Source organism: Enterobacter cloacae complex sp. SHL018, assembly GCF_049237905.1.
Taxonomy (GTDB): Bacteria; Pseudomonadota; Gammaproteobacteria; order Enterobacterales; family Enterobacteriaceae; genus Enterobacter; species Enterobacter hormaechei_C.
The window spans coordinates 1,339,194-1,352,660 of the sequence record NZ_JBMKJE010000001.1 but is presented as its reverse complement, the minus strand read 5'-3'; the positions used below and the strand labels follow the sequence as shown (position 1 = coordinate 1,352,660).

Annotated in this window: 15 protein-coding genes; 6 read left to right on the top strand and 9 right to left on the bottom strand. The window is 57.1% G+C overall.

What is annotated here, in order from left to right; translation table 11 throughout:
• The first annotated feature begins 98 nt into the window (after window positions 1–98).
• Window positions 99–977 carry a putrescine utilization regulator PtrR gene (ptrR, locus tag ACOTY5_RS06570; protein WP_062933945.1) on the top strand — a complete coding sequence of 293 codons (879 nt, stop codon included), beginning with the start codon at window positions 99–101 and terminating at the stop codon, window positions 975–977.
• Here the strand turns inward: ptrR and ACOTY5_RS06565 are convergent.
• Both ACOTY5_RS06565 and ACOTY5_RS06560 read right to left on the bottom strand, forming a co-directional pair.
• Window positions 974–1,786, bottom strand: a complete 813-nt coding sequence (locus ACOTY5_RS06565; protein WP_045142126.1) for a PhzF family phenazine biosynthesis protein — start codon at window positions 1,784–1,786, stop codon at window positions 974–976. The two genes, ptrR and ACOTY5_RS06565, sit on opposite strands and share 4 nt — an antisense overlap.
• 22 nt (window positions 1,787–1,808) lie before the next feature.
• Window positions 1,809–2,597 (bottom strand): PhzF family phenazine biosynthesis protein, encoded by a 789-nt coding sequence (locus tag ACOTY5_RS06560; protein ID WP_045142125.1) that lies wholly within the window; start codon window positions 2,595–2,597, stop codon window positions 1,809–1,811.
• Between the two features lie 176 nt (window positions 2,598–2,773).
• On the opposite strand from ACOTY5_RS06560, the gene ACOTY5_RS06555 reads away from it, so the two are divergent.
• Window positions 2,774–3,970 carry a sugar transporter gene (locus ACOTY5_RS06555; protein WP_023296611.1) on the top strand — a complete coding sequence of 399 codons (1,197 nt, stop codon included), beginning with the start codon at window positions 2,774–2,776 and terminating at the stop codon, window positions 3,968–3,970.
• Between the two features lie 237 nt (window positions 3,971–4,207).
• On the opposite strand, the gene ACOTY5_RS06550 is transcribed toward ACOTY5_RS06555, so the two are convergent.
• Complete coding sequence (locus ACOTY5_RS06550) at window positions 4,208–4,873, bottom strand: MarC family NAAT transporter (protein ID WP_003857180.1); 666 nt, start codon at window positions 4,871–4,873, stop codon at window positions 4,208–4,210.
• 255 nt (window positions 4,874–5,128) lie between these two features.
• Here ACOTY5_RS06550 and marR point away from each other — a divergent pair, with 255 nt between their 5' ends.
• Genes marR through marB form a run of 3 tightly spaced genes read left to right on the top strand, consistent with a single transcriptional unit; the run spans window position 5,129 to window position 6,212 of the window.
• Window positions 5,129–5,563, top strand: a complete 435-nt coding sequence (marR, locus tag ACOTY5_RS06545; protein ID WP_017383983.1) for a multiple antibiotic resistance transcriptional regulator MarR — start codon at window positions 5,129–5,131, stop codon at window positions 5,561–5,563.
• Between the two features lie 20 nt (window positions 5,564–5,583).
• Entirely contained in the window at window positions 5,584–5,964 is a 381-nt protein-coding gene (gene marA / locus ACOTY5_RS06540; protein ID WP_001303241.1) for an MDR efflux pump AcrAB transcriptional activator MarA, read from the top strand.
• A 32-nt stretch (window positions 5,965–5,996) separates the two neighbouring features.
• Entirely contained in the window at window positions 5,997–6,212 is a 216-nt protein-coding gene (gene marB, locus ACOTY5_RS06535) for a multiple antibiotic resistance protein MarB (protein WP_040117638.1), read from the top strand.
• A 38-nt stretch (window positions 6,213–6,250) separates the two neighbouring features.
• Here marB and eamA read toward each other — a convergent pair whose 3' ends face one another.
• Entirely contained in the window at window positions 6,251–7,150 is a 900-nt protein-coding gene (eamA, locus tag ACOTY5_RS06530) for an O-acetylserine/cysteine exporter (RefSeq protein WP_421631868.1), read from the bottom strand.
• Between the two features lie 193 nt (window positions 7,151–7,343).
• Between eamA and ydeE the strand changes: the two genes are divergently transcribed.
• Window positions 7,344–8,561, top strand: coding sequence for an efflux MFS transporter YdeE (ydeE, locus tag ACOTY5_RS06525; protein ID WP_045141511.1), 1,218 nt, complete (start codon window positions 7,344–7,346; stop codon window positions 8,559–8,561).
• 46 nt (window positions 8,562–8,607) lie between these two features.
• On the opposite strand, the gene zinT is transcribed toward ydeE, so the two are convergent.
• Genes zinT through urtB form a run of 5 tightly spaced genes read right to left on the bottom strand, consistent with a single transcriptional unit; the run spans window position 8,608 to window position 13,451 of the window.
• On the bottom strand, window positions 8,608–9,246 hold the full coding sequence (gene zinT / locus ACOTY5_RS06520; protein WP_045141512.1) for a metal-binding protein ZinT: 639 nt from the start codon (window positions 9,244–9,246) through the stop codon (window positions 8,608–8,610).
• 52 nt (window positions 9,247–9,298) lie between these two features.
• Complete coding sequence (gene urtE / locus ACOTY5_RS06515) at window positions 9,299–9,997, bottom strand: urea ABC transporter ATP-binding subunit UrtE (protein ID WP_032103021.1); 699 nt, start codon at window positions 9,995–9,997, stop codon at window positions 9,299–9,301.
• Window positions 9,998–10,006: 9 nt separating this feature from the next.
• Window positions 10,007–10,804: an urea ABC transporter ATP-binding protein UrtD gene (urtD, locus tag ACOTY5_RS06510; protein ID WP_015570541.1), complete on the bottom strand. Its 798-nt coding sequence runs from the start codon at window positions 10,802–10,804 to the stop codon at window positions 10,007–10,009.
• Entirely contained in the window at window positions 10,804–11,877 is a 1,074-nt protein-coding gene (urtC, locus tag ACOTY5_RS06505; protein WP_015570542.1) for an urea ABC transporter permease subunit UrtC, read from the bottom strand. Before urtC ends, urtD begins: the two co-directional genes overlap by 1 nt.
• Window positions 11,877–13,451, bottom strand: a complete 1,575-nt coding sequence (gene urtB, locus ACOTY5_RS06500) for an urea ABC transporter permease subunit UrtB (protein ID WP_045141513.1) — start codon at window positions 13,449–13,451, stop codon at window positions 11,877–11,879. The genes urtC and urtB overlap by 1 nt, the downstream gene beginning before the upstream one ends.
• Window positions 13,452–13,467: the final 16 nt, after the last annotated feature.

The window sequence follows — 13,467 nt, the reverse complement described above, 5'->3', positions numbered from 1 at the left end:
ATGTTCTCCACGTAATAACAGTTGATTGATTGTGGCCTACTCTGCTATTTCTTAAAAATGAATAATACTCACCACCTTATTCACGAATCGAGAACGGAATGGACTTAACACAGCTTGAGATGTTTAACGCCGTCGCACTGACCGGCAGCATTACCCAGGCGGCGCAGAAGGTACACCGGGTGCCGTCAAACCTCACCACCCGCATCCGACAGCTAGAAGCGGATCTCGGCGTGGAACTGTTTATTCGCGAGAATCAGCGCCTGCGGCTTTCCCCCGCCGGGCACAATTTTTTGCGCTACAGCAAGCAGATCCTGGCGCTGGTCGACGAAGCGCGAATGGTCGTCGCCGGGGATGAACCGCAGGGATTATTCTCGCTCGGCGCGCTGGAAAGTACCGCCGCCGTACGCATTCCGGAAAGTCTGGCGCGGTTTAACCAGCGCTATCCGCGCATTCAGTTTGCGTTGTCCACCGGACCTTCCGGTACGATGATTGACGGCGTGCTTGAGGGGACGCTCAGCGCCGCCTTTGTCGACGGGCCGCTCTCGCATCCGGAACTGGAAGGGATGCCGGTTTACCGGGAAGAGATGATGCTGGTCACCCCTGCGGGTCACGCGGAAGTATCAAAAGCCACGCAGGTGAGCGGCAGCGACGTGTATGCCTTTCGCGCCAACTGTTCTTACCGGCGTCATCTGGAGAGCTGGTTCCATGCCGACCGCGTCACGCCGGGAAGGATCCATGAGATGGAGTCCTATCACGGGATGCTCGCCTGCGTGATTGCCGGGGCAGGCATTGCGCTGATGCCCCGCTCCATGCTGGAGAGCATGCCGGGCCATCATCAGGTGGCGGCGTGGCCGCTGGCGGAAAACTGGCGCTGGCTCACCACCTGGCTGGTGTGGCGACGCGGGGCGATGACCCGCCAGCTTGAGGCGTTTATCGCGCTGATGAACGAGCGTCAGACACCAGCGCCCAGTTGTTAATGTTGAACGTAGTCCTGGAGTCGAAGGAAAATTTTCCCCTTCATATACAGCGTGGCCTGCCCGCCAATCAGCACGCGGTCGCCTTTCAGCTCGCAGCGCAGATCCCCGCCGCGCAAGGAGACCTGCCGGGCCGACATCTGCGTTTTACCAAGCTTTTCACTCCAGTACGGGATCAGCATGCTGTGAGCTGATCCCGTCACCGGATCTTCCGGCACCCCTTCCCCCGGGCAGAAGAAGCGGCTGACGAAATCATACTCATCCCCCGGCGCCGTAACGCAGACCATTTTCCCCAGCGGGAGCATAGCCGCGATATCCGGCGTCAGCGCCTCCACCTGCCGCTGGCTGTCGAGCACCACCATGTAGTCACGCCCCACACGCACCTCGTTTGCCGCGTTAATGCCCAGCGCGCTGAACAGCAGCGCGGGTGGAGTATCGACAACCTCGGTTGACCACGCCGGGAAATTAAGCGTCAGCCAGTCGCCGCTGCGTTGTACCGTCAGATCGCCGACAAAGCGCGTGGTGAAGGTGATTTCCGTATGCGGATAATCCAGGTATTCGAAAATAACGTGAGAAGCCGCGAGGGTTGCGTGGCCGCAGAGGTTAATTTCATCCTGCGTGGTAAACCAGCGCAGTTCAAACCCGTTATCCGTTCGGACAAAGAACGCCGTCTCTGACTGATTATGCTGCTTCGCCATCTTCAGCAGCGTCTCATCCGGCAGCCACGCTTCCAGCGGACACACCGCCGCCGCATTGCCGCCGAACGCCCTGTCGCTGAAGGCATCTACCAGATAAAAATCAATTTCCTGCATCGTTGGATCCTCTTAGATTTATTCAGCGCAGAAATACTGTGCCCTTCAGATACAGCGCCGCCTGCCCGCCCATCCGCACGCGGTCGCCCTTGAGTTCGCAGCGTACGTCTCCTCCACGGGCGGAAACCTGGCGGGCAAACATCTGTGTTTTGCCAAGCCGTTCACTCCAGTACGGGATCAGCATGGTGTGCGCGGAGCCGGTGACAGGATCTTCCGGCACGGCCACGCCTGGCGAGAAGAAACGGCTGACAAAGTCGTATTCCCCCTCGTCCCGGGCAGTGACGGACACTTTATGCTCGCCCGGCGTCATGGCGGAGAAATCCGGATTAAGGGCTTCAACCTGCTCGCGGCTCTCCAGTACCAGCACCCAGGCGCGGCCTTTTCGCGCCTCGACGTAGTGGCTGATACCGAGTGCGGTGAGCATCTCCGGTGGCGGCGTCTGTGCCTGCGTCGGGCAGGCCGGGAAGTCCAGCGTCATCCAGTCACCGTCACGGCTGACGGTCAGGCGACCAGAGGCGGTGTCGAAATGAAGGCGTGAGTCCGGATAATCCAGTTCGTTAAACAGAACATACGCCGCGGCAAGCGTCGCGTGACCACATAAATTCACCTCTGTGAGCGTGGTGAACCAGCGCAGCTCAATCCCCCCTTTGGTACACACAAAAAACGCGGTTTCCGACTGGTTATGCTGTTGTGCCATCCGCAGTAACGTCTCATCCGGTAGCCACGCGTCGAGCGGGCACACCGCCGCCGGGTTGCCGCCAAAGGAGGACGCGCTGAACGCATCTACCAGATATAAATCAATCTCCTGCATCGTGTTACCGCCTGTTTTTGTTGTGTTGTTCTTTATCTTCAATGAAAACAACCCCGTTCGCTACCGCTGCATGAAGGTAAATTTTGTGATTCATATCACATAACGGTTGAGTTTTCGCCGTTTAAGGCTTTAAGATCGTCTCCTCATCTTTCAGGCAACGAATCCCAGATATCCCTATGACAACACACACGGTTTCCCGCAGGGTCGCGTGGCTACGCGTGGTCACGCTCGCCATCGCAGCGTTTATTTTCAACACCACGGAATTTGTTCCGGTAGGGCTGCTCTCCGATATCGCCGCCAGCTTCCATATGGAAACGGCACAGGTTGGCATTATGTTGACCATCTATGCATGGGTGGTGGCGCTGATGTCGCTGCCGTTTATGCTGCTGACCAGCCAGATGGAACGTCGTAAGCTGCTGATTGGGCTGTTTGTGGTGTTCATTGCCAGCCATGTGCTGTCATTTATGGCATGGAACTTTACCGTGCTGGTCATCAGCCGCGTCGGCATCGCGTTTGCCCATGCCGTTTTCTGGTCGATCACCGCGTCGCTCGCCATTCGTCTGGCTCCGGCGGGAAAACGCGCCCAGGCGCTGAGCCTGATTGCCACCGGTACGGCGCTGGCGATGGTGTTAGGCCTGCCGATCGGGCGCATTGTGGGACAATACTTCGGCTGGCGCACCACCTTCTTTGCCATCGGCATGGGGGCGCTGATCACCCTGGTGTGTCTGATCAAACTGCTGCCAAAACTGCCCAGCGAACACTCCGGCTCGCTGAAAAGTCTGCCGCTGCTGATGCGTCGACCGGCGCTGATGAGCATCTATCTGCTGACCGTGATTGTGGTGACCGCCCATTACACGGCCTACAGCTATATTGAGCCGTTTGTTCAGGTTGTGGCGGGCTTTAGCGCTAACTTTGCCACCGTTCTGCTGCTGATCCTGGGCGGCGCGGGGATTATCGGCAGCATCCTGTTCGGGAAGCTGGGCAATAAGCACGCGTCTGCGCTGGTAAGCAGTGCGATTGGTCTGCTGCTGGCATGCCTGCTGTTACTGATGCCTGCGGCAGGCAGCGAGAGTCATCTGGCGATCCTCAGTCTGTTCTGGGGCGTGGCAATCATGATTATTGGTCTGGGAATGCAGGTCAAAGTGCTGGCGCTGGCCCCGGACGCCACGGACGTAGCGATGTCGCTCTTCTCCGGGATTTTTAATCTGGGGATTGGCGCCGGTGCGCTGGTGGGAAATCAGATCAGCCTGCATGTATCGATGTCGGCCATTGGTTATCTCGGGGCGATTCCGGCGCTGATCGCGCTGATCTGGTCGGTGCTTATCTTCCGTAAATGGCCGGTCGCGATGGAAGAACAGTCCAGCCACGGTTGACGTTTGTTATGCCGGGTGGCGGCTTCGCCTTACCCGGCCTACGAAGCATTAATATCCGTGTTCTTCATCACCGCCAAGATAACGGAATCTTTCATCTGTCATTTTGGTCTGACAATCATAGATACCGATTCTCGTTGCCAGAGGAGTGGTTGCAGAAGACGCATCGCTTTATATTCATAAGAATTATATCCATTGCGAGTAGGCCGGGTAAGGCGAAGCCGCCACCCGGCAACGTTCTCAATGATACGTCTTAACAATCTCCAGCACGCCGTTAATAATAAACTGCACGCCCATACAGACCAGCAGGAAACCCATCAGACGGGAGATAGCTTCAATCCCCCCCTTGCCCACCCAGCGCATAATCGCCCCGGAGCTGCGCAATGATCCCCAGACGATAATGGCGATAAGCGCAAAAATGATCGGCGGCGCAACGGTGATAACCCAGTGCGGAAATGTCGACCCATCACGCACCGTTGAGGCGGAACTGATGATCATCGCAATCGTCCCCGGCCCCGCCGTGCTCGGCATGGCTAACGGCACAAACGCGATGTTGGCGCTCGGTTCGCTTTCAAGCTCCTCCGATTTGCTTTTGGCTTCCGGGGATTCGTGCGCTTTGTGCGCCGGGAACAGCATCCGGAAACCAATAAAGGCCACAATCAGCCCGCCAGCAATACGCAGACCGGGAATCGAAATACCAAAGGTATTCATCACCAGTTGCCCGGCGTAATAAGCCACCATCATTATGGCAAAGACATAGACAGAGGCCATCATCGACTGCTGATTGCGCTCTGCGCTGTTCATGTTCCCCGCCAGCCCCAGAAAAAGCGCCACCGTAGTTAACGGGTTCGCCAGCGGCAGCAACACCACCAGTCCAAGCCCCACTGCTTTAATCAAATCCAACATAATGCACCGCAGTCCTTATCCTTATTCAACATCGCAATTATAGGGGCAAATCCTCGTCCGGAGCCATCCGACAGCGTAACCATAATTGTCTCGCGTAATTCATAACCCCAGATTATCTGTATGATTTAAAAGCGTACAGAATAAGTTCCTGAAGCGTTTTAGCATTTCGTGGCATCGGCCGATTCATTCAGTTGACTTATACTTGCCTGAGCAATAATATCTGCCGTGACTAAACTACTTGCCAGGGCAACCATTGTGAAAAGCACCAGTGACCTCTTTAACGACATAATCCCACTGGGTCGTCTTATTCATATGGTTAACCAGAAAAAAGATCGCCTGCTCAATGACTATCTGTCACCGCTGGATATCACCGCAACACAGTTCAAAGTGCTGTGTTCCATTCGCTGCGAAGTGTGTATCACGCCGGTTGAGCTGAAAAAGGTGCTCTCTGTCGATCTGGGTGCGTTAACCCGCATGCTGGATCGTCTCGTCTGTAAAGGATGGATAGAACGAAGCCCTAACCCGAATGACAAACGTGGCGTACTGGTGAAACTGACCAGCGATGGCGCGGCCATGTGTGAGCAATGTCATCAATTAGTAGGACAAACACTGCACCAGGAACTGACAAAAAACTTATCGGCAGATGAAGTGGCAACGCTTGAGCTCTTACTCAAGAAAATCCTGCCGTAAACAGAAAAAGAGGTATGACGATGTCCAGACGCAATACTGACGCTATCACCATTCATAGCATTTTGGACTGGATCGAAGATAACCTGGAATCTCCACTCTCTCTTGAGAAAGTGTCTGAGCGTTCAGGTTACTCAAAATGGCACCTGCAACGGATGTTTAAAAAAGAGACCGGCCATTCATTAGGACAATATATTCGCAGCCGCAAGCTGACGGAGATTGCCCAAAAACTGAAAGAAAGCAATGAGCCGATCCTCTATCTGGCGGAACGCTACGGATTTGAATCGCAACAGACCCTGACGCGTACGTTCAAGAACTACTTTGACGTGCCGCCTCATAAGTACCGTATTACCAGTATGCCGGGTGAATCCCGTTATCTGTATCCGCTAAAACATTGCAGTTAATCATCGCCTGTTAAGACGTAACCGAGGAAATCATGAAATTTATCGCCTCCGCCGCCCTCACCTTGCTGGTGCTGGTTTCCGGCCAGAGCTTCGCGGAGCAACCCCCCAATGCGGGGCAGCAAAATAATCGTGACACCATGATTATGCCGTCCACGCAAAACCAGTCGCCCTGGGACTTCAATCACATGGGCGCTGGCAGCGACAAATCCGACGAATTAGGCGTGCCGTATTACAACCACGACCTGTAATTCGTTTTTGCCCCGCTAATGCGGGGCTTTTTTCTGCCTTAACCCCGCACCCGCGTTGCCCGACGCACCCGCAAGCCAAAGACGTTGATATACAGCCCGGCCATAATCAGCCCTGCGCCACACAGTTGCAGCGCGCTGAGCGTTTCTTCCAGCAACAGTGCGGCGCTGGCAAGCCCGACCACCGGTACCAGCAGCGATAACGGCGCCACACGCCAGGTTTCATAGCGTCCGAGCAGCGATCCCCAGATACCATAGCCAATGATTGAGGCGACTAACGCCAGGTAGATCAGCGACAAAATGGTCGTCAGGTCGATCTCCACCAGGCTTTTCAACATCGCCTGCGGACCATCCAGAATAAACGACGCGGCCATAAACGGCACGATTGGGATCAATGCGCTCCAGACCACCAGCGATAAGACCGGCGGACGCGTCTCGTGCTGCATTATCAGTTTGTTAAAGATATTGCCGCACGCCCAGCTCAGCCCCGCCGCCAGGGTGAGCATAAAGCCCAGCAGCGCGACATGCTGACCGTTGAGGCTGCCTTCAATCAGCACCAGCACGCCAAAGACCGCAAGGCTAATGCCCGCCAGCTGCTTGCCCTGCAAGCGTTCGCCGAAGACAAATGCGCCGAGAATGATGGTAAAGAACGCCTGCACCTGAAGCACCAGCGAAGCCAGGCCCGCAGGCATACCGAATTTGATGGCGCAAAAAAGAAACGCAAACTGACCAAAGCTGATGGTAAGGCCGTAGCCCAGCAGCAGCTTGAGGGGAATTATCGGGCGGGCAACGAACAGCAGCGCCGGGAAGGCCACCAGCAGGAAGCGCAGCCCCGCCAGCATCAGTGGAGGCATGTTGTGCAACCCCATTTTGATGACCACAAAATTGAGTCCCCACACCACGACAACCAGCAACGCTAACAGCCCGTCTTTCCGCGTCATTTTCCGCCCCTGAATTATTAAAATTTTGTAAACACTTCAAGGTAACAGAAAAAATAGCCCCACGAGAAGATCATTAATTCTGGTACTGGAGAGAAGCACCTGCGGATAAATTGGGTGCTATACAAGCTGCCGATCCCATGATAATCCTGTAATAACACAACAAAAAAAGCATAAGCATTTGTCGGGCAGGAAAATGAAACCATCAATCAGGCGCTCAACCGCAGCGCTGCTGGCATCGTCATTGTTATTAACAATTGGCCGCGGGGCAACGCTGCCCTTTATGACCATATATCTCACACGCGTGTACGATATGAGCGTGGAGAATATTGGCTATGCCCTTACCGTGGCGTTGACCATCGGCGTGGTGTTTAGCCTGGGGTTTGGCATCCTGGCGGATAAGTTCGACAAAAAACGCTATATGCTGATCGCCATCGTGGCCTTTATCGCCGGGTTTGTGGCGATTCCGCTGGTGAATAACGTGATGCTGGTGGTGCTGTTCTTTGCCCTGATTAACTGCGCCTATTCCGTCTTCTCAACGGTGCTGAAAGCATGGTTTGCCGACGTGCTGACCTCCAGCGAAAAGGCGCGCGTTTTCTCACTCAACTACAGTTTCCTGAACATTGGCTGGACGATCGGGCCGCCGATCGGCACCCTGCTGGTGATGTACAGCCTGCAACTGCCGTTCTGGCTGGCCGCCTTCTGCGCCGCACTGCCGCTCGGGTTTATCCATTTCTTTGTGCAGAAAAGCATAGCCTCAGACAGCCCTGAGGAGAAAATGCCGTGGCAGCCCTCGGTGCTGCTGAAAGACCGGGCGCTGTTCTGGTACACGCTCTCCGGCCTGCTGGCGTCGTATGTGGGGGGATCGTTCGCCACCTGCATTTCCCAGTATGTCCTCGCCGCACATGCGGACAGTGATTTCGCAGAAAAGGTGGTGGCCGTTGTGCTGCCCGTCAACGCGGCGGTGGTCGTCACCCTGCAATACGCGCTTGGACGTAAGATCACCGCCAGCAATATCCGTCCGCTAATGACCGCCGCGACGCTTTTTTTCATCCTCGGGCTGGGCGGGTTTATGCTTTCCGGCGAGAACCTGATTTACTGGGGGATCGCGGCGGCGATTTTCACCCTGGGTGAAATTATTTATGCACCGGGTGAATACATGCTGATCGACAATATCGCCCCGCCGGGCATGAAGGCGAGCTATTTCTCCGCCCAGGCGCTGGGCTGGCTCGGCGCGGCGGCGAACCCGATGATCACCGGGCTCATCCTGACCCATCTGCCGCACTGGTCATTATTTATCATTATGATGGCCGCCATCATTGCGGCCTGGCTGATGATATTGCGCGGGATGCGCGTGAAAAGTGAAGATAGCGTGTCGGGTGGCGCTGCGCTTACCCGACCGACAAAACCCTAATCGTAAGCCGGGTAAGGCGAAGCCGTCACCCGGCAAAACCAACCCCCTAGTGGTGCAACATCTCCTCCACCACCTGCTCTTTGTACATCTCATTCGGGTAGTAGGTCGGCCAGTTATCCATCTCTTTCAGCAGCGCCTCGTGGGAGGTGTTGCCCATAAAGATATGGAAGTGTGAAGAGGCTTTCGGCCCGATGATATGGTCGCTGAACTGCACAAACTTAGGCGCCTGGCTCGCGTTATCCTTGCACTCAAACAGGTAGCGCACGCCTTTTTTCCCCGATGCATAGGTCAGAATTTCGTAGCCGCTGTAGTCGTAGCGGCAGCTGCTCACCGTTTTGCCTCGGTGGAATTCCATCACGTTGTTTTCAATGCCGATGGCGTCCACGTCCGTCGCGTACCCCTTGCGGTAGTAGGCCTTCACCTCGGCAGCGGATTTTTCTCCCTTCTGCGCTTTCTTTTCGAAAACCGGATCCAGCGAACCATCAAGCAGGAACGGATAAACGGACTGCCAGGTCCCGTCCCAGTCAGACAGCTTCCTGTCCCTGACGTCTTTATCCTCAAAGACGCCGTTTGCCGCCTTCTGTTCCGCCTCTGTCATCTGATGACCGTGCGAATGGGCAAAAAGCGAGCCGCTTACCAGCAGCGTTCCCAGAGTCAGCGCAATTTTTGCAAGTTGTGCAGCCACAGCAAAATCCTCATTCCGTTTTATAAGAATGAGGATGTTATATTATAACATTTCAGATCGCAACCAGCCCGCGAACGCCCTCCTGCTCCATGTTCTCCCCGCGCCCCTGCTGGACGATGCTGCCGCGCGACATCACCAGATAGCTGTCGGCCAGCTCTGCCGCAAAATCATAAAACTGCTCCACCAGCAGGATGGCCATATCCCCCCGGTTCGCCAGGCTGCGGATCACCTGCCCAATCTCTTTAATCACCGACGGCTGAATACCTTCCGTGGGTTCATCCAGAATCAGTAACCGTGGACGGCTCGCCAGCGCGCGACCTATCGCCAGCTGCTGCTGCTGACCACCGGAAAGATCGCCTCCGCGTCGGTGCTTCATCTCCTTCAGCACCGGGAAAAGCTGCCAAATCTCCTCCGGTACGCTCCTTGCGTTTCCCGCGGAGAAGCGTGACAGCCCCATCAGCAGGTTTTCTTCTACGGTCAGACGCGGAAAAATCTCCCGCCCCTGCGGAACATAGGCCACGCCGGACTGCACCCGCTGGTGCGGTTTACTGTGAGTGATGCTCTTTCCCTGCCAGACCACCTCCCCGCCTTTCACCGGGATCAGCCCCATCAGGCACCTCAGCAGCGTGGTTTTGCCCACCCCGTTGCGCCCCAGCAGGCAGGTAACTTCCCCGACGACCGCCTCAAAGCTCACCCCGCGCAGAATATGACTTCCGCCGTAGTACTGATTCAGTTCGCTAACCTGTAACATCACCTCTCCTTAACGTCCCAGATAGACGTCAATTACCTGTTCATTGGCCTGTACCTCGCGAAGCGAACCTTCCGCCAGTACCCGCCCCTGATGCAGCACCGTGACGTGGTCGGCGATGGTCTCGACGAAACCCATATCGTGCTCAACCACCATCAGCGAATGCTTGCCTGCCAGGGTTCGGAATAGCTCGGCAGTGTATTCCGTCTCTGCGTCGGTCATACCGGCAGCGGGTTCGTCCAGCAGTAACAGATGCGGGTCCTGCACCAGCAGCATGCCGATCTCCAGAAACTGCTTCTGTCCGTGGGAAAGCAGCCCGGCACGGCGATCGCGCTCGCTGCCAAGCCGCAGCAAAACCAGCATCTCATCAATGCGGTCGCGCTGCTCGCCGCTGAGCGTGGCCCGCAGGCTCGCCCAGACGGACCTGTCGGCTTTCATGGCGATTTCGAGGTTTTCCCCTACGGTCAGCGCTTCAAACACGGTCGGCTTCTGGAACTTACGGCCAATGCCCTGACGGGCGATGGCCGCCGGTTCCAGGGCAGTCAGATCGATGGACTGATCGTAAATAGCTTTTCCGCTTTTTGGCCGGGTTTTGCCGGTAATCACGTCCATCAGCGTGGTTTTACCGGCGCCATTAGGGCCAATGATGCAGCGCAATTCTCCGACGCCGATGTTCAGCGAGAGATCGGTCAACGCCTGAAAACCGTCGAAACTGACGTTAATGGCCTCGAGCTGCAACACCGGATCGGTCTGCTCGCGGTAACGGTCGCCCGGTAGCTGGCGGGTAAAGAGTCCTTCAGAGGGCTGCATTAATTCTCTCCCTTACGAAACAGACCGAACACGCCGCGCGGTAAAAACAGCGTCACGGCGATGAAAATCAGCCCCAGAAACAGCTGCCAGTACTCCGGCATCGCCACGGTGAAAAAGCTCTTCGCACCGTTGACCAGCGCCGCGCCAATCACCGGGCCCACCAGAGTGCCGCGTCCACCCAGCGCTACCCAGATGGCCGCTTCAATCGAGTTGGTCGGCGACATTTCACCCGGGTTGATAATGCCCACCTGCGGAACGTACAGCGCTCCCGCCAGGCCACACAGCACGGCGGAAAGCGTCCAGACCAGCAGCTTGAAACCGCGCGGATCGTAGCCGCAGAACGTGAGACGGTTTTCCGCATCGCGCACCGCCGTTAAAATGCGGCCAAATTTACTCTTCGCCAGCGCGTAGCCTGTGCCCAGGGCCAGAAGCAGCAGCACGACCGTTGCGAGAAACAGCGCGATCCGCGTGGTGGTCGCCGTGACGGAAAACCCGAGCAGCGTGGTAAAGCCGGTAAAGCCGTTATTGCCGCCAAAGCCGGTTTCGTTGCGAAAGAACAGCAGCATGCCCGCGTAGGTCAGCGCCTGGGTCATGATGGAGAAATAGACCCCTTTGATCTTCGAGCGAAAAGCAAACCAGCCGAAGACCAGCGCCAGCAGACCGGGGATCGTCACAATTAACACCAGAGCCCAGGCAAAATGCTGCGTTCCCCACCAGAACCAGGGCAGCTCGCTCCACGAGAGAAACGACATAAACGCGGGCAGCCCGTCCCCGGCCGCCTGGCGCATCAGGTACATGCCCATCGCATAGCCGCCCAGGGCGAAGAATATGCCGTGCCCCAGTGAGAGCATACCGGCATAGCCCCAGACCAGATCGAGGGCCACGGCGACAACTGCGTAGCAGAGGATCTTGCCGATGAGCGTCAACATCCATGTAGAAACGGCCAGCGGATGCGTTGCGGGCAACAGCGCGAGAAAAGGCAGCACCAGCAGCGCCGCAACCAGCAGACTGCCGAAGATTTGCGTGGAGCGCGGTGCCCTGCGCGCCAGTGTTAAGGTCAATGGCTGGCTCATCAGTCTGTCACCCTCCCTTTAAGTGCGAATAACCCCTGCGGACGTTTCTGAATAAACAGAATGATCGCCACCAGAATCAGGATTTTGCCCAGCACGGCGCCCATCTGCGGTTCAAGAATTTTATTGAAGATCCCCAGACTAAAGGCCGCCGCGACGCTACCGGCCAGCTGGCCGACGCCGCCGAGCACCACCACCAGGAACGAATCAATGATGTATCCCTGGCCCAGCTCCGGTCCCACGTTCCCCAGTTGGGACAATGCCACGCCGCCCAGCCCGGCAATGCCGGACCCGAGGCCAAACGCCAGCATATCTACCCGTCCGGTGGGGACGCCGCAGCAGGCCGCCATGCTGCGGTTTTGCGTCACCGCCCGCACGTTCAGCCCCAGACGCGTTTTATTCAGAATGAGCCAGGTGAAGAACAGCACCATCAGCACAAACCCGAGCACCACAATGCGGTTCCACGGCAGCGTCAGGTTGGCGAAAACCTGCACCCCGCCGGACAGCCAGGCCGGGTTTGCGACCTCAAGGTTCTGAGCGCCAAAGGTCATGCGCACCAGCTGGATAAGCATCAGGCTGATCCCCCAGGTGGCGAGCAGGGTTTCCAGCGGGCGGCCATACAGATGGCGGATCACCGTGCGCTCCAGCACCATCCCGATACCTGCCGTCAGGCAAAACGCCACCGGCAGCGCCACCACCGGATAAAGCGCCAGCCACTGAGGCATCCACTGCGCCATAACCTGCTGCACCATCCAGGTGGCATACGCCCCGAGCATCAGCATTTCGCCGTGGGCCATGTTAATCACCCCCAGCAGACCATAGGTGATAGCCAGCCCGAGCGCGGCCAGCAAGAGTACCGATCCCAACGACAAGCCCATGAAGGCCTGCCCCAGCAGTTCGCCCCACATCAGCCGGTGCTGAATACGGTCCAGGCTCTCAGCGGCGGCGGCACGTACCCGTGCGTCCGGCTCGGTTTGCGCCCGGGTGAACGGCGTCAGCGTGGCCTGAACGTCCGGATCGTCAGACTGTCCCAACAGTTCAACCGCGTTGAGGCGCGTTTCCGCCTGCGGACTCGCCAGCTGAAGATTTGCCAGCGCCAGCCTCAGCGACTGTCGGGTGACGTCGTCCGTTTCGCGATTAGCCCGCTGTTGCAGAAACCCGAGCATATCCGGCTGGGCGTCACGCTGAAGTTGCCGCGCGGCATGACGCCTTTCGGTGACACTGTCACTGACAAGCTGATGCGTCGCCAGCGCCGTGACGGTTAACACGCGCAGCCGGTTGGTCAGCCGCACGGCTTTGGTCGTTCCTTCGGCGCTCTTTGCCGCGCCCAGGGCAACCGTTTCGCCGTCGATGCGGGTAAAAGCCTTCTTCTGGCTGTCGGTGTAGAGGTTCTCCTGTTGCAGCGCTTTAAGCAGCGGCAAACGTGCAGGTTCCGGCGTGGCTGCCCAGCGGGTCAGCATGGCGGTCTGCTGGCTGCGGCTAGCGGCAACGAAATCATCTGCATCCGATGCCTGCACCATCCCTGGCAGCAGTCCGGTAAGCCACACAATCGCAATAATTATGCGCATGGCGTTCATGACGTCTCTCCCTGGT